We start from the raw sequence: 18965 nt of genomic DNA, 5'->3' as shown, positions 1-18965 counted from the left end.
CTATGGAGCTTAATTCCCTACGGGAAAAACAATCACTGTTGTGAAATCTGTCATTGGCCCGATAGGAGAGTCTCCCGAAATTGACCTGATTGTGATATTCTATGAGCGTTTGATATTGTCAGATCCCAACTAAACGATATTGAAATTTTCAATTGTCAATTTTCAACTTTCAATTAGCATAAAGCTGTGCTGCGCATTCTTGTGATTGTTATAAATAAGAATGGAAGAAGGCTGTTTAGCAGAGCCGTGCTTCTTAATCATATGCTCCGGCATTTGCAACCTATTTAGCAACTGGCAGGAGAGCCACAACGCAAAGGCGGACGCCGTTGGATATTCTCCGCAAAGATGCTTAAAGCGGGCGATTGTTATATCAGTCCCAAGAATTTCCTCGCAGGATGTATAAAAAGGAAGAAGACGGCTGTCTCCGTTTTCACCACTTAAAAAGATGCAGGATGATAGGTCAACTTGTTGTTCTTTAATAAAGCCTTCAAATGCCCGTTTTATCAAATCAGGATCAGCCGAATGTAATGTCTTTATTGCTTTAACTTTTGCCAACGCATTTTGAGCATGATCATTTACGAGGAAAATAGCCGCACCTTCACCCGCAATGCTACCGGCTGAGTTTGTGCTATAGAATGATTGCCCGTCAATTTCCTCTTCTTTATACCAGCCATCCATGTAGTCGAGCTTGTAGTTATAGTTGGATATATCATCAATTCCCCCAAGCAAATAGCTCGTGCCTTTGTTTTCATTCACCATCATTGCTGCATCGATCACCGCATTTTCAAATGCCAGGCCACGATGGACGTGTGTAATATTGTAACCTCGGTTTCCCGTTAAGAGACTTAGCTGCGCAGCGGTAGCATTTGCTGTACTTTGTACAAAACTTCCGGGAGTTAAAACGCCTTCATCATAAGCAATGATCTGTTTTAAAAACAAAATGCTTTCCTCCATGCCACCATTTGCAGTGCCGATAATAAAACCATTAAGCGAAGAAATTTTATCCAGCAGCGGCAAAGATGCCCCAACACCAATACGCACGGCTTTGCCCATTCTACGCAGCATGTTTTTGGGAATGCCTCCGTATGCTGGTTCTGCAACATGCAGCTTATTGTCCACCGGGTCTGTTACATGCTCAAGATCTATCGTTGAGAATGTTTGCTGGGGTGATATGCAACTTGCTTCGTGGATATACAACATGTTGATCAGGCTTTAGAAAAGATGAGTGAAGTACAATTTCCACCAAAACCAAATGAGTTGGACATTACATGGTTTACAGGTATTTGTTTGGCAACAACAACGGGCTCAAGTCCCGTAGCCTGTATTGGTTTTGTAAAATGAAGTCCGGGATAGATCTCCTGGTTTACTATACTCAAAATACTATAGACAGATTCAATGGCTCCCGCTGCACCCAAAGTATGACCTGTATTCGATTTGGTTGAAGCAAAGGGTGGTGGCGTATTAAAGATCCTGATCATAGCACGGCTTTCTGCTTCATCATTGTTTTCCGTTCCTGTTCCATGCGCATTAATAAAATCAATATCATTGGGTTGCAGTTGTGCACTTCTTAAAGCGCCCTGCATTGATAGAAACGGGCCTTCACCATTATCTGACAATGATGACGGATGAAATGCATCGCTTGTGTTATGATATCCCGTTACTTCTGCATAGATTTTTTTCCCGGCAACATCTTCTTCTTTTTCAAGCACAAGAAAAGCTGCTCCTTCGCCAAGATTCAGGCCTTTGCGCCCCTCATCAAACGGAGTACAGACTTCGTCTGAAAGAATATGAAGTGCATTAAATCCGTTAATCGTGAATTTTGAAAGACTATCCGCACCGCCAACAATGGCTCTTTTCGCCAATCCATTTTTGATCAGCCTCGCTCCATACATGATTGCATTTGCAGAAGATGAGCAAGCGGTGTTGATTGTATCGATTATGCCATTTAAATGATAGTATTCCTGTAAATAAAGAAATACAGATGCGCAATCGTAAGATGACAGGTAAGGAGACTCCTTATAGTTTTCATTTGCATCGCGATATAATTCATCTGTCAGACACATACCGCCAACTGTTGTAGCGCCAATAAAAGCAGTATCAGCAGAAGTTAATTCATCCTTTGTAAGTGCAGCATCCTCAACAGCATCATTTGCTGCATGTATTGCCAGTAAAGTTGTGCGTGTAACAGAAGGATTACTTATCCCGAGTTTATCTTTCAAAGCATCATTGCCCGTCTGAATTGCTCCAAACGGTAATTCGGATGCATATTTGGAAGGAAAGTTGTTTACGTATGAAATGCCACACTTGCCATTTAACAATGAAGCATGGTTTTCATTCAATGAATTGCCAATGGCGCTGATGATTCCGACACCCGTAACAAAAATCCTGCTCAATAAAAATGAATTTATTTGGTTCTGTGTTTTTCAATGTAGTCAGCCATGGTATTAACATCAACCAATACTTTACGACCTTCTTTTGGATCTTTTATAGAAATGCCATACACTCTCTGCAGCAATACGATCAGTTCAAGTGAGTCAATTGAATCCAGTTCCAGTCCATCCGCACCAAAAAAAGGTGCATCATCTTTTATGTCTTCAGGCGTAAGAGATGTAAGATTCAAAAACTCTATGATCTGCTGTTTTAATTGCTGCTTTAATTCTACTGTTTCCATTATATAAAAATTCAAATAAGATTTTTCTTTTGCAGTGCGATGCTTGTTATTAGCTGAAATACAAGCGTAATCAAAATTAAAGGTAGGATATTTATAATAACATCCTTTAGTTTTCCGCCTTCCAGGAAGAGCACATAATAGCTCTTGAGGCACCAATGTAAAGGCGATAACATCATAACACCTTTAAAAGATGCGGGCATAGCAAAGGATGGTACCATTAGACCACCAATGACTGAAAGTATTACAATAGATACCGCCCCGAACCCATTTGCCTGCTCCTGTGTTTTTGCCAGCACACCAATACATATAGCATAGTTAACCGCACACAGGCCACAGACCAGCGTTACAATAAACAATCCCAATATATCGGAAGGCATATTCAATTTAGGTAAGCTGAGGTAGGGAAAGATCCAGACGCCAATTAAAAAAATTAATATGGCTTGTAATACTGTGACAACAAGGTAAGTGATCTGTTTTGACAAAAGCGCCGTAAGAAAACTTGTAGGCAATGTTTTAAGCCTGATAAAACTACCGCTTGACTTTTCTCTTACGATACTTCCGCCCAGTGAGATCACAATGAAAAACATGGCAAAAATGGTCCATGCCGGAACGTTGTGCTGCGATGCATTTGGAATCTCTTTGCTGTCAGATCGCGTAAGTGGTTTTTCATCAATAGCCATCCTGTTGTTCAGCATTTCATCTTCCAGTGAATCAGGCAAAGGCTTCTCGTTAATCGAAAAATATAAGGTCTTCAACACCTGCCTGCTTTGCACCATCTGCAATGCACTGGTTAACGCGCTTTGTATGGATAGTTTGAAGGATGATTGTATCTCCGGCTTATAGTACATTAACAAAGCACTTGTGCTGTTTACCTTAGCCGCTGTAGAATCTCCTTCCAGTCCGAATGAGCTTAATGCCTTATCAGTGATGCTTTTTGCTCTCTCATTTAATTGCACCGAAAAGTCCGCCGGAATAATAACTGCAACAACTGCATCTTTATTGCGAAGCTGCGTGGTCACTTCTTCATCATTTGATTTGCCGGGTAGTTCTACAACTTTAAACATACCCAGTTTATCAACGGTCTGCATAAATTCTTTACTAAACCTGCCGGTATCTTTATTGCTGACCAATAGGGATATATTATTCTTACTCAGCAGATCAAATGTGTTGTTCTGGATGGCAGTAACAACCAGCACCAATAGTATTGGCATGGCAAACATGAAGGTGAGGCCAACCTTATCCCGCAACAAAATGCGCACATCTTTTTTTATGGTTGCCCAAAGCTTCATGACTGACTAAAATTTTTGCCGGTTAGGTTTAAGAAAAGTCCTTCCAAACCATCCTGCTCGTGATCAACGAGTAATTTATCCAAATCATCGTGTGCCACAATTTTTCCATTATCGATCATTGCCACACGTTTGCACAATTCTTCCGCTTCACTTAGTTGATGAGAAGTATAGATAAGCGTTGTGCCGTTTTTATTTAGTTGAAGTAAATAATTCAGAATGTCATGTCTCGTTTGCACATCCACACCAACTGTGGGTTCATCCAGGAACAATATTTTAGGTTGATGAATAACGCCAATGGCAAGATTAACGCGACGTTTCATTCCGCCTGAAAATTTAGTGACGGCCTTGTTTGCAACTGATGTAAGGTTCATCACATCGAGAAGTTCAGCTGTTCGTTGTTTAATTTGTTTTGTATTTAATCCGGACCATGCGCCAAAGAACTCCAGGTTTTCAACAGGCGTTAATTCATCATAGAAAGAAAAATCCTGCGGAACATAGCCAAAGAGCTGGTTGATCTTTTTATCTTTTGTTTGAATAGATTGACCGTTTAGTTCAATTATACCTTCATTAAAAGGAAGCAAGCCGGTCATCAGGCTCATCAAAGTTGTTTTGCCCGCACCGTTAGGTCCGAACAAGCCAAACCTTTCTCCCTGTTGAATTTCAAGATTCAGATCAGTAAAAAGCGATCCTGATTGAGAAGGATAGGTAAACCCAAGGCCGGATATTTTAACAGCAGGATAGTCGCTCATTACTGCCATTTTAGTTTGGATAAAGCTTCAAAAGCCTGCTTTTCAATTTCTGCTATCTCGAGAAGATAGTCGCCCATCACATTAAAATCCTGCTGAGTTCCCAATCTGCCTTTGTAAATACCGGCAGCCTGTACCGCGGATGTGCGCCACAGATCACCTGATTTGGTGAACTCTTCTGAGATCTTCAGCAATTCGTCGTTGTTATGATAGGCATGTGCCTCTTGCAAAAACGCGGCATATATATAGCGAAAGCCACCACCACCGGTTCCAATCTCTTCCTGCATGCGCACCAGTTGCGCCAGGTACAAACCTGCTTTTTCAAGTCCGAATTTGTCGCGCCAGTGTTTTATTTTATTTGCAGTAAAACGTATGCCCTTTACGCCTGCAATAGGCCCGGGGATGCGAAGCATATTAAATACATTCTTTTTGATGCCATGCTGAATGGCTTTCTTCATTTGCTCGTCGGTAACTTCATGATTTGTCTCTGCATAGTAAAGCTGCCCTCTTGGAGCCAATGCTCCTTTCGCAAATCTAACACGCTCCAACTGGTAACTTGTCATTGAAGTTACCTGGTCCATAATAGGATCACTTACAATATAGTTATCACCTTCCTTATCAAATACAATTAAATTATGTGCATTAAAATGGAAGCGGTATTCCTTCGGAAAGTAGGGGAGATAGTATACACCAACCTGGCAACCTACTGCTTTGCCTTCAGCAAGGCGATCATCTAAGAACTGCTGGGCCTTTTCACGGGAAGAAAACTTCTTCCGCTCAACGTGAATCCCTAATGAATGACAGGTTTGCTTAAAAATAATTCCCGGCATAGACCTGAAAGCAATGGCGGGTCCGTTGTTGATCTTGATAAAAGGAATATAAACAAAAAACAGTCCTGAGCCTATACCAAAAGCAAGCGGCTCGGTCATTTTATTAATCCCTATGTTCTTTAATAAATTTCTTGTTACGCCACTCTCACAATGTGCAGCCTGTATATGTTCAAAATTATTGTTCATGCACATCCATGCTTTTTAGTTCATCTACCGAAACATTGAAAACCTCGGCGTATTTAGCTAATTTTTTTTGCGACAGTTTTTTAAATACAGCAGGCTTAAGATGTCTTTTAATCTGCCATTTCCAAAACCCTGTATATCCTGAGAGAATATTAATATCCATTACACTTCTTTCAATAAAGAATGCGATGGGACTAACTTCATTATTCAATACGCGCTGCTTGGCGGCTTCTACTTTCTTTTGTATGTCTTCCCAGGTTACGTTCAGCGCATCAATCTTAACCTCCCAACCACGGCTTTGCTGCGTGGTGTAGTTTCCACTCGCATCGGTAGCATAACAAACTTCGGTTGTTATCTTACCCAATGAACTCACGTTTTGCGGAACATCTTCTTTTTTCATAACAAGTTTTTAAACCACGGGGGCACGGCGGCACTGAGAAACACGAAGGAAGCGTAAAGCCCAAAGCTTAAAACCCAAAACCAAAACTCTTCAATCTCCATCTTTCTACACATTTCAAATCATTCTCTTACCCATCTTACTATCTTACGGTCTTACGCGTCTTACTATCTTACGGTCTTACTATCTTACGATCTTACACAACGGTCAGCATCGCATACATATAAGAGAACCTCGCACTCTCCGGCACCAATAACAAAAGTCTTTGTCCTTTTTTCAACTGGCCGCTTTTGAAAAGCTCATGCACCATGAAGTAGACAGATGCGGCGCCGACGTTACCCATTTTAGTAAGGTTGACAAACCATCTTTCAAAGGGAACTGTTTTGCCTAACACGCTCATGATGTCGAAGATCTTGCTTCGGAAAAATTCGCTCGACATATGTGGCAGAAAATAATCTATATCGTCAGTATCAAAACCTCTGCGTTCAGCTATTTCTTTTATTTTTTTGCCACCTAACGGAACGATATTGTTGCTTAACAAAGAAATATCCTGTTTTATGCTGAAGATGGACTTGGTCATAATTTCCTCGGGCGTAAAATCAAGATAGCCTTTGAGTGAGCCGTCTGCCTGCTTTTCACCGGCCATGTACATACAGGTTTCCATTTCGTTTGCATAGGAAACACCTTCAACCCAGTCAACACGCAAGCTCAAACCTTCTTCATTTGGTTTATCACTCATAGCGAATGCAGCGGCGCCGTCTGAAAGCATCCAACGCAAAAATTCTTTATCAAAACTGATAAAAGGATTTTCATTTAAAGCCTCCAGTTTATGTGCTTCTTCGTCAAATGCATTGGCGACAAGCGATCCGGAAAATCTTTCAGACCCGGTAGCCACAGCATTTTTTACATCGCCCGTCTTAACGGCCATATATGCATATTTGAAAGCATGCATGCCGGCACAACAAACACCTGCTGGTGACACTACTTCCATCGCACTTGTCTCAGGAAGATTGCCATGCACCATTACACCATGTGAAGGCATCATCTGATCAGGAGAGGAAGTACCGCAAGACAGCAGCTCAATTTCTTTCAACTTCTCCGGATCATTATCAAAAAGATTACGCACAGCCTGCGCCGTCATTTCAGCGTTGGTGTGTGTAGCCTTGCCTTCTTTTGTTAATGCATAATACCTGGTCTGAATGCCATTATTGCGCAATACAATCTTTTTGGATTTGGATGGCTTGCCATTTATGTAACCGAGATATAATTCCATGTCATCATTGGAGACCGGATCATTGGGTAGAAAAATGGAAGTGTTTGTGATATAAACCTCGTTAAGAGACATAGTATTTCTAATTAATTCAATTTTAGACAAGCTTCTTTTTTTCTTCTGACATATCTTGACAGAAATGGCTTAAAGAACAGCAGGTCGATAATAAATACAATGGGCGCAAATATAAAGAGCGCAATTAAAAGATAATATTTAAATGCTACAAGCAATATATCCCTTTTTTTGCTTTTTGCAATAATGTTGGCCCATATCTTAAACATTACTCCAGCCTTCGATTCCATAAACAATAAATGGAATTTTGGAACCACCGCTTTTTTCTCAATCAGCTCTTCCTTCAGGCCATTCCATTCATTTTTTTGAAGATAAGACAATGTTGTTTCGCCGAATATTTTAGTGTTTGCTATATCTTCTGGAGAAACCCCGGGCCTGGGAAAAAAGCCCAAATATTTTGTTTTCCTTCCACCAATCATCCAATGAAAAATAGTGAAAATACTCACAAGATTAAGATGCTTATCTACCAGGGCTATTGTTCCCACGTGTTTTGCTCCCGCATTATTGATAAGCTTTTTAATTTTTTCGAATGCGTTCACCCACATGTTTCTGGCACCAGTTACCGTAATAACCGGAGCATCTTTTAGCACGTTTAGTAACGCAGGATGATGCATCATTGAATTGAACGGAATACTTGGCGATAAAAACCATGCCTGGTAGCCGAGGATTACAAGATCATAGGATGCTGATTGGAGTTGAAAAGGTTCCAGTTCTGCAATGGTCCCCAAAACGCAATCGGGCATTACGCTAAAAAATCGTTTACCTGTCCAGGGAAAAGGATAATCATTCTTTAGCCTGATTCTCACTTTTTCCACCGATGCGCCGGCTTGAATAAGCGGTTCGCAAAAATTATCAATAATTTCTCCTAACTGTCCGGATTGTGAATAGTAAACAGCCAATACTTTTTTTTGCATATCTGCGGCAGGTTAAAAATCTTCAGGATGTAAAATAGCTGAGCTCTTGCTGTAGTCTTTGACTATTTCCTGAACATCCGGACTTAGCTTGTTATAGTTTTTCTTGATGTATTCGCTGTCTTCATCTAACTGGGATTTGTACTTCGTAACCTTTGGAGCATGCTCCTGTATCATCAGTCTTAAAAAACGGTATTCGGTATTATTGGGATCGCCATGCAGCGCGGTTTCCAGTTTAATACGGCCGCTTTTAAACAGGTCCATCTTATCCTTTGCCTTTTTTATCATGCCAGCTTTTTTCATCTGTAAGGTTCCTTTGTAAGCATCTTTCTCGCTAAACGAAGAAGCGTCTACGCGTGATAATTCATTGTCAATATCATCAACGTTGCCATCTTTCATTGTGCGATAAAATGCAGCCTTATCAAAACCCTGTGACAACGGAAGAGCCTGAAGTGCATTAAACGAAAAAACTGCTGCCAGCAAAAAACATAAAACTATTTTCCATTTCATATCGGTGGCAAATATAAGGTTTTAGAGAAGCTTAAAGCCTAAAGCTCAATGCTTAAAGCTGATAGCTCACAGTTTGTTTCACGCAGCGGACGCGAAGAGGCGGCGACGCAGCGAAATTACTGGAGAGATCAAAACGACTTCAGGAATGACGGCTACCTCATGGTTGACAAGTTTCTTTCGACATGTGGTATAGCTGATCGCTGAAAGCTGATAGCTCGTAGCTAGTTTCACGCAAAGAACGCAAAGAAGCAAAGGCGGAGAAGGAATACAAACGTCATCAAAACCTTAGGAGGGACGACAATTTAATTACTTACTGATCCCTACAGATGCGAAGAAAAGCTGATAGCTCACAGCTGATTTACGCAAAGAAGCAAAGGCGCAGAGAGAATACAAATGTCATCAAACCCCCTGGGTAAATGATAATTTTCAATAGTTGTTGAGGCCTATTGGTGAGAAGAACAGCTAATAGCTCATAGCTGATAGCTTACAGCTAATTCACGCAAAGAAGCAAAGGCGCAGAGGGAATACAAACGTTATCAAAACCTTCGGGGAAATGACAATTTAATTGCTTACCTATCCTACTGGTGCGAAGAAAAGCTGACAGCTCATAGCTGATAGCTCACAGCTCTTTTAGCTTTATATTAAGAAATTCATTTACTTGCAGCCTGTTTTGGCAGAACGCATTATCTAACAACTTTAAATAGTTCACGTGAATAAACAATTTCCCGACCAGTGGGCAATAATACTTGGTGGCTCCAGCGGCTTTGGTTATGCGGCCATTGAAAAACTTGCTGCCAATGGAATGAACATTGCTTTATTGTACAGGGAAACGCATGCTGCCGAAAAACAAATAAAACTTCAGCTGTCAGATATTGCCGGAAAAAATGATGTAAAGGTTCTGCCTTATAACATTAATGCGCTTACAGAAGATGGGCGTACATCATTTATCAAAGGATTACAGAATGTAGGTTTCCCAAAGAAATCAGTTAAACTGTTGTTGCATTCAATAGCCCGCGGTAATCTGAAACCGTTGGCAGCAGAAGAAAGAAACCCTGGTGAAACGCTCTCTATTGAAGATCTCCAGCTCACCACATATGCAATGAGTAATAGTCTGCTGGACTGGACAAGAATACTCCTCGCAGAAGATCTTTTTAGTGATGACGCCAGAGTCATCGGTTTAACCAGTGAAGGTGCTCATAAATACTGGGAAAGTTATGCTGCGGTTTCGGTTGCCAAGGCTTCGCTGGAAAGCCTGGCCACTTATATGGCAGTTGAGTTTGCACGTTTCGGACTAAGGACAAATATTATTCAGGCAGGAGTGACCGAAACGCCATCTTTTAAAAAGATTCCCGGAAGTAAACAACTGGCTGAGTTTACGTCAAGCCGCAATCCGTTAGGAAGGATCACTACGCCGCAAGATGTTGCAAACGTTATTTATCTTTTATGTTTACCGGAAGCGTTATGGATAAATGGGGCACTGATACATGTTGACGGTGGAGAACATTGCAAATGAATTTATTGGATTTGAGATTGGAAATTTCAAATTAGATATCATACGAATGCCAAAATCAAATGTTTTAAACACTAAATAAAATTTCAAATCTCAAATTTCAGTCTTCAATAATTGATTTCCATGCATAATGACCTTTTAAATTATCTGCCTTATAAGTCGTCATTCAGATTTGTTGACAACATTTTGGCTATTGATGAAAACGGCGTTACTGGCAACTATACACTGCGACCCGATGCTTTCTTTTATGAGGATCATTTTGTAGGCAATCCGGTAACGCCGGGTGTGATCATAACTGAAATAATGGCACAAATTGGCTTGGTGGTCCTGGGCATTTTCTTTATTCAAAAAGAGCTGAAAAGCGAAAATGAACAGGTGATCCCGCTCCTGACATCTACAGATGTTTCTTTTTTTAAAATGGTATTGCCGGGGCAAAAAGTGACAGTAATCTCTAAAAAAGAATATTTTCGTTTCGGAAAGCTTAAATGCTATGTTGAAATGCATAACGAAGACAAGGAATTGATAGCCAGAGGGATGTTTGCGGGAATTATAAAAAAGTTAGTTTAAAAGTGAAATATATTATATGAGTCGGCGCGTGGTTGTAACGGGTTTAGGCGTTGTTTCTCCGAACGGAGTGGGCATTCCCGCCTTCTTGCATGCGATACAAAACGGCATATCCGGTTTAAAATTCGTACCTCAATACAAAGAGCTGAATTTTAATTCCCAGGTTTGCGGTGTGCCACCATTTGAACTGGAGGATCTGAAAGGTTATCTTTCAGATGTGGCGATGTATGGCTTAAAAGCAAGTACAATCGGATATGCCATTAAAGCTGCCGCTGATGCCTGGCTGGATGCAGGTAATACGCTTGAATCGAATGAAATACGTTGGGAAACCGGCTGTGTTTTCGGCAACAGTGTGGCTGATACCGAGGCAATGAAAAGGGTTATCTCGTATGTAGATGCAAAACAGGCGAGAAAACTTGGTTCCCGCATGGTGGAACAACTCATGAACAGCGGCGCAACAGCTTACATTTCCGGTCTTTTAGGCCTTGGAAACCGGGTAATTACCAATTCCGCTGCCTGTGCAACGGGCTCTCAGGCTGTTTTAATGGGCTACGAATATATTAAACATGGCATAGCCAAACGGATGGTGGTGGGTAGCAATGAATATATAGACCCCTATATTTTCGGTGCTTTTGATTCAATGCGTGTACTCGCAAGAAAGTTCAATGATGAACCTGAAAAAGCCTCCAGACCAATGAGTGCCACAGCCAATGGCTTTATTCCCGGATCTGGCGCCGGCGCTTTGGTTATTGAAGATCTTGAATTTGCGCTTGCCCGCAACGCAACGATTTATGCAGAAATTCTTGGTGGTGACACCAATTCCGGCGGACAAAGAGACGGCGGTACAATGACCGCGCCCAATCCCAAAGGAATAGCGAGTTGTATAACAAATGCCCTGCATAATTCTGGTGTATTGCCTCAGGAGATTGACCTGATCAGCGGCCATTTAACCGCGACAGCTGCTGACAAAATGGAAATAGAGAGCTGGGCGTCCACATTAAACAGAAGAGGTGACGAATTTCCATTGACCAATTCGTTAAAATCAATGATCGGACATTGCCTTAGTGCAGCTGGGTCTATTGAAATTGTTGCCGTAATTTTGCAGATCATGCACAAATTTGTTCACCCAAATATCAATTTAGAAGATCCCAACCCGGATATTACAAATATTGTAAGTGTTAATTCTTTGCCTACCCAGCGTATAAATAAAGAGATTAATATTGCGGCGAAAGCTAATTTTGGCTTTGGAGATGTGAACACATGTTTAATTTTTTCAAAATTTAAATAATAAAATGGATAGACAAGTAATCCTGGATGAACTTAAGAAAGTATTATCGCCCTATATGGTTAACAAAGAGGCTCTCAATTCAATTACTGATGAAACTGATTTGATAAAAGACCTGAAAATTAACTCTGCCAACCTTGTTGACATTATTATTGATGCCGAAAACAAATATGATATTGAAATTGACATGGACTCTGCAGAAAAAATTCACAATGTGGGAAGCTGCATTGATGTCATCCTGGAAAAAATGAAAGAGAAAAGTTGATAAGTGTCGGGAATGATATTATTAGCTTAAAAAGCATAGACGCCACGCGGACAAAGCAGGCAAGGTTTTACTCTAAATTTCTTACACAGGAAGAAGTTGATCTTTACGATGAAACGTTTGCTGCAATTCTTCCTTTTGAACACTTTGCATGGCTGCTATGGTCAGTAAAGGAATCGGTTTACAAATGTCATAAGAGAAATAATACAGAACTCATTTTTTCTCCAAAAAAAATAATCATTGAGCAGGTTGATCTTCCAAAAGGTCAGCCTGTTGTTACTTTTACCACAAACAAGATCAGTGCAAAGGGATTTAATCCAAATCATTCATTCGAATGCATTGCTGTGTATGATGAAATTTCTTTCCGCAGCAGATCATTGGTAAGTAATGAATTCATTCATTCAGTTGTCACCAACGGAGATGGTTTTATGCATATTCAATGGGGTATCTCTCGTATTAAAAGCTATGATTATGCTTTTCAGCATCTGGAAGTAAGAGAACTTACGCTAAAGCAATTAAAAGAACTTTTTCCTTCAGCCAATCTGCAAATCAACAAAAACCAGAACGGTATTCCAGATATACTAATTGACGATAATAAATCCGGCATGCCCTTATCCTTTTCTCATCATGAGCAATTTATTGCCTATTGCTTTGTATCCGCGCAAGGTGGCGTGGAACATGCGACATCACAATACCATCTTCAATCCAACTGAATAAATTCGTCCTGGTTGAAGGCTGGGCCAATCATGGCATGCTGCGACGGCCGTATTGATTTATCATTCAATTCAAGTTGACCTCAACATAGCAGATAATTGCTTAATTTTAAGCAAGCCGCAACCACTCAAACAAACCAAAATGAAATACCTGCTTTTCCTGCTTGTTACGGGTCTCTGTTTACTTGCATTTAAGTTTAAAAACGAAAGAAATCCGCTCAGTGTGGATTTTAAACAGTCTGCTTCCTATCGCTGGTTGAATAAGAAAGTTAATGAAACCCGGGTATTAGATGATATGGAGCATCTTGAGACCTGGCATGGTTTTACTACTGCCGGAGGTGCTGTTGTAGACGCGAGGGTGGTTACTAAAATTGTGGACTCAAGCGGTTCTGTTGCTGCTTTGGAATTAAGTAAAGACCAGGTGCATAAGGGAACACACAGTCTGTTAATGAAAACGCCTGTAAGACTTGCAGGAATTGCTCCGTCAAGCGGACGGGGATGGGGACGCTCCGGCGTAAGAAGGCATTTTGACGGAGAAGACTGGACGCATTTTAACCGCATTTCAATCTGGATATATCCGGATCTGCCTGGTTTTTACACAACCGCTCTGGATTGCCGCTTGTATAATGACGGCGTTGAAAAATTGCCGGGGCTTTTTGGGCAGGAAGGAGAGACTTCACTCATCCTGAGAAACCATCAATGGAACCACGTTGTATGGGAAATAAGTAATGTGGCAAGAGACAAGATCACTGCGTTTGAAATGTCGTACGGGTTGTCTGGCAATATGGCTGGCGAATCCGATTCTATAAAGTTCTATTTTGATCAAATGGATCTTGAACTGGTTGATCCGGATAAAATTGAAGGCTGGGACGTATGGCAGGGACGCATTTCATACAGTCATGCAGGATACCAAACAGGCTCAAACAAGACAGCTATAGCCAATAACATCAACGCTAAGAATTTCGAGCTGGTCAACCAGGAGAATGGCGAGGTTGTTTTGTCGAAACCGATTGAATCAGTTAGCTCGCATATAGGCAATTTCCAGGTGATGGATTTCACGGAAATAAGGAAACCCGGAACGTACGTGTTGAAAGCGGGAGAGATTAGTACAGCGCCATTTAAAGTGGATGGAGATGTTTGGAACAGCAGCCTGTGGAAAGCATTGAATTTCTTTTATGCAGAAAGATGTGGCATGGATATTCCCGGTGTGCATGGTCCTTGTCACCGCGATTGGACGGCAGTGCACGACAACAAAAGAATGATCATTAACGGTGGTTGGCATGACGCAGGGGATCTTACCCAGGGATTAGAAAATACAGGAGAAATCACTTATGCTTTATTCAGTACAGCAGAAAAGCTTCACGCGAGAGAAGAAGATGAGGCCTTATATAAGCGTGTTGTTGAAGAAGCTTGCTGGGGACTGGATTGGGTGATGAAAACAAGTTTTGGGGATGGTTTTCGTAACCAGGGTTCTATCAGCAGTCGCAGAACAAATAATATAATGGGCGACGATGATGATATTACAGCTACTGCACGCAACAACCCAATGACGAATTTTGAATGCGCTGCGATTGAAGCTTTGGCCTGGCGTGTTTTAAAAGATAACGATCCCCGCCTTGCCGCGCAGGCGTTGCAGATGGCTAAACAGGACTGGAAGTTTGCAATAGCAGGAATGCCTTCAATAAAAAAATCAAAAGAGATATGGAGAGGTTCTTTTGATTCGGATAATGTAGAACATGAATTACTGTCACAGGCAGTTATCGCTGCCGTTGATCTTTGGCGTGCAACGGGCGATGCAGCATATGCAGATAACGCAGCAGCATTTGCGAAGAAGATCATGGCTGCTCAGCAAAGGGAGCGCACGGATTGGGATATTCCAATGACGGGCTTTTATTATACAACATCAGAAAAGGATCGCCTGCTGCATTATTGCCATCGCGGCAGGGAACAAGGGCCAACGCTGGCGCTTACGATGCTTTGCAATGCCTTTCCCGACCACGCAGACTGGATGAAATGGTACTCATCCATCACACTCTATTCAGAATATCTGAAAAATATATCATCTTATACTGCACCCTATAATGTAATGCCGGCATCAGTTTATTCAGACACAGAATATTTGCACGTTCCCGAAAGCAGGAAACCTTTTTTTAAGAACCAGGTGTTAAACGGCGTACCATTAGGCAAGGGCCATTACCTGCGTTTGTTTCCTGTATGGATGGATTATCGCGGGCATTTTGGTACCATATTGCCGCAAGCGCAGGCATTGGCAAACGCAGCAAAGTTGCGCGGTGACTTGGCCTCAGCACAGCTTTCAGAACACCAGCTGGAATGGATTATCGGAAAAAATCCTTTCTCACAAAGTACCATGTGGGGAGAGGGACATGATTTTGTTCCACTATATACACCATCGTCCGGTGACATGGTCGGTGCATTGCCGGTAGGTATCCAAAGCAGGGGAGATGATGACGCTCCGTATTGGCCTGTACAAAACACCTGGACGTACAAAGAGATATGGGTACACCCGGTTGCGCGCTGGGTTTGGTTATTGAAAGACGTAAGTGGAAATGCGCTTGTGCAGGGTATGGCTAATAGCTCCGTTGAATTTAAGGAAGTTTCTACCGCTGAAAAAACGCCAGTTGAGCCCGGCGCTGACGGGCATTTCAGGATCATGTTGCCCGAAGGAAAATATGTTGTAAGCAGCAATGGTAATCAACAATCTCAAAGTTTTCTGCCGGGAACAACATATCAACTTGAATTACGGACTGGCCTTGCCGTAAACTTTGAAGTATCAAAAACAACATCCACCAATGGAGAAATAACCATCACGGTTAAAGCAAGCGGATCCGGCAAACATAAATTTACGCTGCGTACAAATAACTTGACACCTGCAAACAACGTTAAAGAAGCCACACTTCAAACAAACGCAACAACAACACTTGAATGGAAATATAAAACCGAAAACAAGCAAGTACCATGGGTGGTCGTAGTTTACCCCGACGATAATTTATCGCAAAGAAAAGAAGTGAGTGGAGCGGTTTGGGAAAAGTAATGTGGATGTTGCTTATTTTACTTAGCAACTAAAATTTTCATTATTTTTCATGAACAATCTCAAATGCACTTTTACCGTCGAAATATAAAACTAAAACTCGCGTTGGTAAGATTAACCTTTACCATCATTTTGCCTATGTTTTATTTATTGACAAAATTTTCGTTGACGGATTATGTAATTCTGAGTGCAATTATTTTAATTGTACTTTCCCTTTTACCGATTCCATTTATAGCGATAGGACAAGAAGACATGGTTGTAAAGAAATATTATCTTTTTGGACTATTGTCATTTACCTGGACTTTCAATCCATCACACGAGATCACTTTACAATCTTTTGAAACTGAAATGATTTCCGACGAAAATGCACCTTTATTAGTTTCATCTTTTTTAGGGTGGATCATAACGGTGATGCCATCTCCAGCGTTAAAGCTGCAACGATTTCAACTCAAGTCCGTGGATATTGATGGAAATCAAATACAGGTAAAATTGAAACTCAATTCGACAGAATATTACTTACTCAAAAACTTCATCTCGAAGCAGACTCATTAGTGCTATTTTACTTCTTAATCTGTTGTTGATACCCTACCCAATAATCCCCCTACGCCATACCAATAACGGCGGGCCGGTTCATTTTCTATTAATACTCCAAATAGTTCTATTCTTACCCTTCTCAAACATCAACTCTATACTTTCAAAAAACGACAACTCTTTTATTGACTTTCTCACCTCTTACTCTCTTACTGTCTTACACGTCTTACGGTCTTAGATGTCTTCTCACGGCCAGTCATTCCTGTAATACAACCCTTCTATTTTTTTAATATCATCTTCCAGTTGTGGTCGCAGCTCTGCCCGTCCCCACCAATGATATTCAGCATACAATTCATTCAGCCAGCTAATGGCCTTGGTTTCAATTATGCGCTGTAATACATCATATTCGGCGCCTTCAATATCAAGCTTGAGAATCAGGTAATCATCAGGGTTGAAGTTATTCATCACAAATGCAGCAAGATCAATACAAGGCAGCAATTTAATTTCAGAAAGAGGGTTCGGATGACGCCAGGGCTCTGCATCCCCGGTGCGACTTACTTCCAATAGTCGACAGTCGTATGACTCACCGTCAGTATCAAACTCAACAGCTCCATCAAAGATCCACACGAGCTGTTCCTTTAATTCAAAGGGAACATGTGTAAAGCGTTTTTTTGTTTCTTCTTTAAACTTAAAGTCGGGAGACTCAAATCCGATGAAAGAAAATTCATGCGCGTCTTCACGCGGCAAAAGGCGATTATAATATTCGCCGCCGCCAACTTCTTTATCTCCGAGAAATGCAGCTATTGCATCGCCTTCTCTAACGCCGCAATCAATAAAAACTTTTCGCATAACTACAGGGTTAATAAGTATTCATTTTTTTTCAGGGGCGTGTGAAATTTGTCAAGGAATAAAAAGTACCTGAACAATTCAACAATCGGCCATGGCGATTTCTCCTGGCTTTCTTTATAAAACTTTTCCCGTTCCTCACTATTGTCCTTTCTGTAATGATCGACACCCACCTGGTGCCAAAGCTTATACCAACCTGCACCATGCCAGCCCATTATCCGCGCATTCTTTGGTTCATACCATGCATGCATATCATCAGGCTCGCGGATTAACAGGCAGCGATTTTCACGTGCCATTTCGTTATTCAACCAGGTTTGATTCCATAGCACTTTGTCCAGTGTAAATTTTTCTGTTTGATATTTGTCCAGCACAATATTTAACGCCCCCTGATCACCATACCAAAGATCAAATGGTTTTCTTCGCGTCATCAAATTTCGCCATTCATGTACCAAAGCGCCATGCACATTCATATCGAGACTAAGAAATCCTGCATTGATATTCATATAGTTTCCAGGAATTACGCCGGTGGCTGATTCATGGTCGCTTCCCCAATAATTTGTACCATCTTCAGTTGAGATAACAAAGCCTTCATCTATCAGCGGAAGCAACTCTTTTTCAAGATTGCAAAGTGGTAAGTAGTCTCCGTCAATGAACGTCCATTTTTCAAACAAGTCATAATAAACAATGCCGAACGCCTTATAAGCCCAACCTTTCATTACCGGACTCTCATCGGAATCGACATCTGTAAAACGGACCTGTTTTTTTATTGGTTCGATATCCAACACGGTTACATTTGCGAACCCCCTGAGATATTTTTTCATCCATGGTTCAAAGCCAATGTCAATAACAGCAATAGGCCCGGCGTAACCATAATATTTTAATGCATTAATTGCCGCAACAATTCCGGCAAAAAAGTTATCATCACCAACCGTATATATACCATAGCCGCTCTGCATAAAGTACTAAATACCGTTTTTAAACAAGTAAGATTTTTTTTGAACCATATAAGTAAGGTGTTGGCTGCGCCAACGTTTCTTTGTAAACAACTGAAAAGCTTAAAGCCCAAAGCTGACCGAAGCAAAGTTTTTTAAACCATATAAGGCATATAAGAGCATATAAGAATTTTGCCTACAATAATAATTGCAGTTAAACGACTTTATATTTACTTAGCCAGACCGGACTTTCACCATTGACTATTGACTATTCACTAGTTGTATAGAAGGCATATAAGGAAATATAAGGGCTGTAAAATTCATTGCAGGATTTGAGGTTAGCATGGATACAAGGAGTTTTCGTATATAATCCTTAAATCCCTTATATGCCTTA

Annotated in this window: 19 protein-coding genes; 7 read left to right on the top strand and 12 right to left on the bottom strand. The window is 41.0% G+C overall.

Translation table 11 applies throughout. The features are described from left to right. Nucleotides 1-162: 162 nt before the first annotated feature. From QTN47_RS11480 to QTN47_RS11435, 10 genes are all read right to left on the bottom strand, one after another. Nucleotides 163-1200 (bottom strand): beta-ketoacyl synthase chain length factor, encoded by a 1038-nt coding sequence (locus QTN47_RS11480; protein WP_369329514.1) that lies wholly within the window; start codon nt 1198-1200, stop codon nt 163-165. 5 nt (nt 1201-1205) lie between these two features. Continuing rightward, nucleotides 1206-2393, bottom strand: a complete 1188-nt coding sequence (locus QTN47_RS11475; protein ID WP_369329513.1) for a beta-ketoacyl-[acyl-carrier-protein] synthase family protein — start codon at nt 2391-2393, stop codon at nt 1206-1208. Nucleotides 2394-2404: 11 nt separating this feature from the next. Beyond that, nucleotides 2405-2671: a phosphopantetheine-binding protein gene (locus QTN47_RS11470; protein ID WP_369329512.1), complete on the bottom strand. Its 267-nt coding sequence runs from the start codon at nt 2669-2671 to the stop codon at nt 2405-2407. An 11-nt stretch (nt 2672-2682) separates the two neighbouring features. Next, nucleotides 2683-3960 carry an ABC transporter permease gene (locus QTN47_RS11465; protein ID WP_369329511.1) on the bottom strand — a complete coding sequence of 426 codons (1278 nt, stop codon included), beginning with the start codon at nt 3958-3960 and terminating at the stop codon, nt 2683-2685. After that, nucleotides 3957-4709, bottom strand: a complete 753-nt coding sequence (locus QTN47_RS11460) for an ABC transporter ATP-binding protein (protein ID WP_369329510.1) — start codon at nt 4707-4709, stop codon at nt 3957-3959. The genes QTN47_RS11465 and QTN47_RS11460 overlap by 4 nt, the downstream gene beginning before the upstream one ends. Continuing rightward, a complete protein-coding gene (darH, locus tag QTN47_RS11455; protein ID WP_369329509.1) occupies nt 4709-5722 on the bottom strand; it encodes a BtrH-related acyltransferase DarH in 1014 nt (337 codons plus the stop codon). The genes QTN47_RS11460 and darH overlap by 1 nt, the downstream gene beginning before the upstream one ends. Further along, nucleotides 5712-6119: a flexirubin biosynthesis protein DarG gene (gene DarG / locus QTN47_RS11450; RefSeq protein ID WP_369329508.1), complete on the bottom strand. Its 408-nt coding sequence runs from the start codon at nt 6117-6119 to the stop codon at nt 5712-5714. The genes darH and DarG overlap by 11 nt, the downstream gene beginning before the upstream one ends. Nucleotides 6120-6312: 193 nt before the next feature. Then, complete coding sequence (gene darB, locus QTN47_RS11445; RefSeq protein ID WP_369329507.1) at nt 6313-7461, bottom strand: dialkylresorcinol biosynthesis protein DarB; 1149 nt, start codon at nt 7459-7461, stop codon at nt 6313-6315. A gap of 11 nt (nt 7462-7472) precedes the next feature. Next, complete coding sequence (locus QTN47_RS11440; RefSeq protein ID WP_369329506.1) at nt 7473-8372, bottom strand: hypothetical protein; 900 nt, start codon at nt 8370-8372, stop codon at nt 7473-7475. 12 nt (nt 8373-8384) lie between these two features. Next, complete coding sequence (locus tag QTN47_RS11435) at nt 8385-8879, bottom strand: hypothetical protein (protein WP_369329505.1); 495 nt, start codon at nt 8877-8879, stop codon at nt 8385-8387. 709 nt (nt 8880-9588) lie between these two features. Here QTN47_RS11435 and QTN47_RS11430 point away from each other — a divergent pair. From QTN47_RS11430 to QTN47_RS11400, 7 genes are all read left to right on the top strand, one after another. Continuing rightward, the gene (locus QTN47_RS11430; RefSeq protein WP_369329504.1) at nt 9589-10392 is read left to right on the top strand and encodes an SDR family oxidoreductase; all 804 of its coding nucleotides are present in this window, start codon (nt 9589-9591) and stop codon (nt 10390-10392) included. Nucleotides 10393-10512: 120 nt separating this feature from the next. Then, nucleotides 10513-10956 carry a 3-hydroxyacyl-ACP dehydratase FabZ family protein gene (locus tag QTN47_RS11425; RefSeq protein ID WP_369329503.1) on the top strand — a complete coding sequence of 148 codons (444 nt, stop codon included), beginning with the start codon at nt 10513-10515 and terminating at the stop codon, nt 10954-10956. Between the two features lie 16 nt (nt 10957-10972). Beyond that, nucleotides 10973-12241 (top strand): beta-ketoacyl-[acyl-carrier-protein] synthase family protein, encoded by a 1269-nt coding sequence (locus tag QTN47_RS11420; RefSeq protein ID WP_369329502.1) that lies wholly within the window; start codon nt 10973-10975, stop codon nt 12239-12241. Between the two features lie 4 nt (nt 12242-12245). Next, the gene (locus QTN47_RS11415; RefSeq protein ID WP_369329501.1) at nt 12246-12503 is read left to right on the top strand and encodes an acyl carrier protein; all 258 of its coding nucleotides are present in this window, start codon (nt 12246-12248) and stop codon (nt 12501-12503) included. After that, nucleotides 12500-13213 carry a 4'-phosphopantetheinyl transferase family protein gene (locus QTN47_RS11410; RefSeq protein WP_369329500.1) on the top strand — a complete coding sequence of 238 codons (714 nt, stop codon included), beginning with the start codon at nt 12500-12502 and terminating at the stop codon, nt 13211-13213. Before QTN47_RS11415 ends, QTN47_RS11410 begins: the two co-directional genes overlap by 4 nt. A gap of 142 nt (nt 13214-13355) precedes the next feature. After that, nucleotides 13356-16265 carry a glycoside hydrolase family 9 protein gene (locus QTN47_RS11405; protein ID WP_369329499.1) on the top strand — a complete coding sequence of 970 codons (2910 nt, stop codon included), beginning with the start codon at nt 13356-13358 and terminating at the stop codon, nt 16263-16265. Between the two features lie 63 nt (nt 16266-16328). After that, nucleotides 16329-16814: a hypothetical protein gene (locus QTN47_RS11400; RefSeq protein WP_369329498.1), complete on the top strand. Its 486-nt coding sequence runs from the start codon at nt 16329-16331 to the stop codon at nt 16812-16814. Between the two features lie 225 nt (nt 16815-17039). Here QTN47_RS11400 and QTN47_RS11395 read toward each other — a convergent pair whose 3' ends face one another. Together QTN47_RS11395 and QTN47_RS11390 are read right to left on the bottom strand one after the other, a co-directional pair. Further along, entirely contained in the window at nt 17040-17642 is a 603-nt protein-coding gene (locus QTN47_RS11395; protein ID WP_369329497.1) for an FkbM family methyltransferase, read from the bottom strand. A 2-nt stretch (nt 17643-17644) separates the two neighbouring features. Further along, on the bottom strand, nt 17645-18595 hold the full coding sequence (locus QTN47_RS11390; protein WP_369329496.1) for a glycosyltransferase family protein: 951 nt from the start codon (nt 18593-18595) through the stop codon (nt 17645-17647). Nucleotides 18596-18965: the final 370 nt, after the last annotated feature.

The organism is Danxiaibacter flavus (assembly GCF_041060425.1).
GTDB lineage: Bacteria > Bacteroidota > Bacteroidia > Chitinophagales > Chitinophagaceae > Danxiaibacter > Danxiaibacter flavus.
The sequence above is the reverse complement of the archived record's forward strand: the minus strand, read 5'-3'. Positions and strand labels throughout refer to the sequence as shown.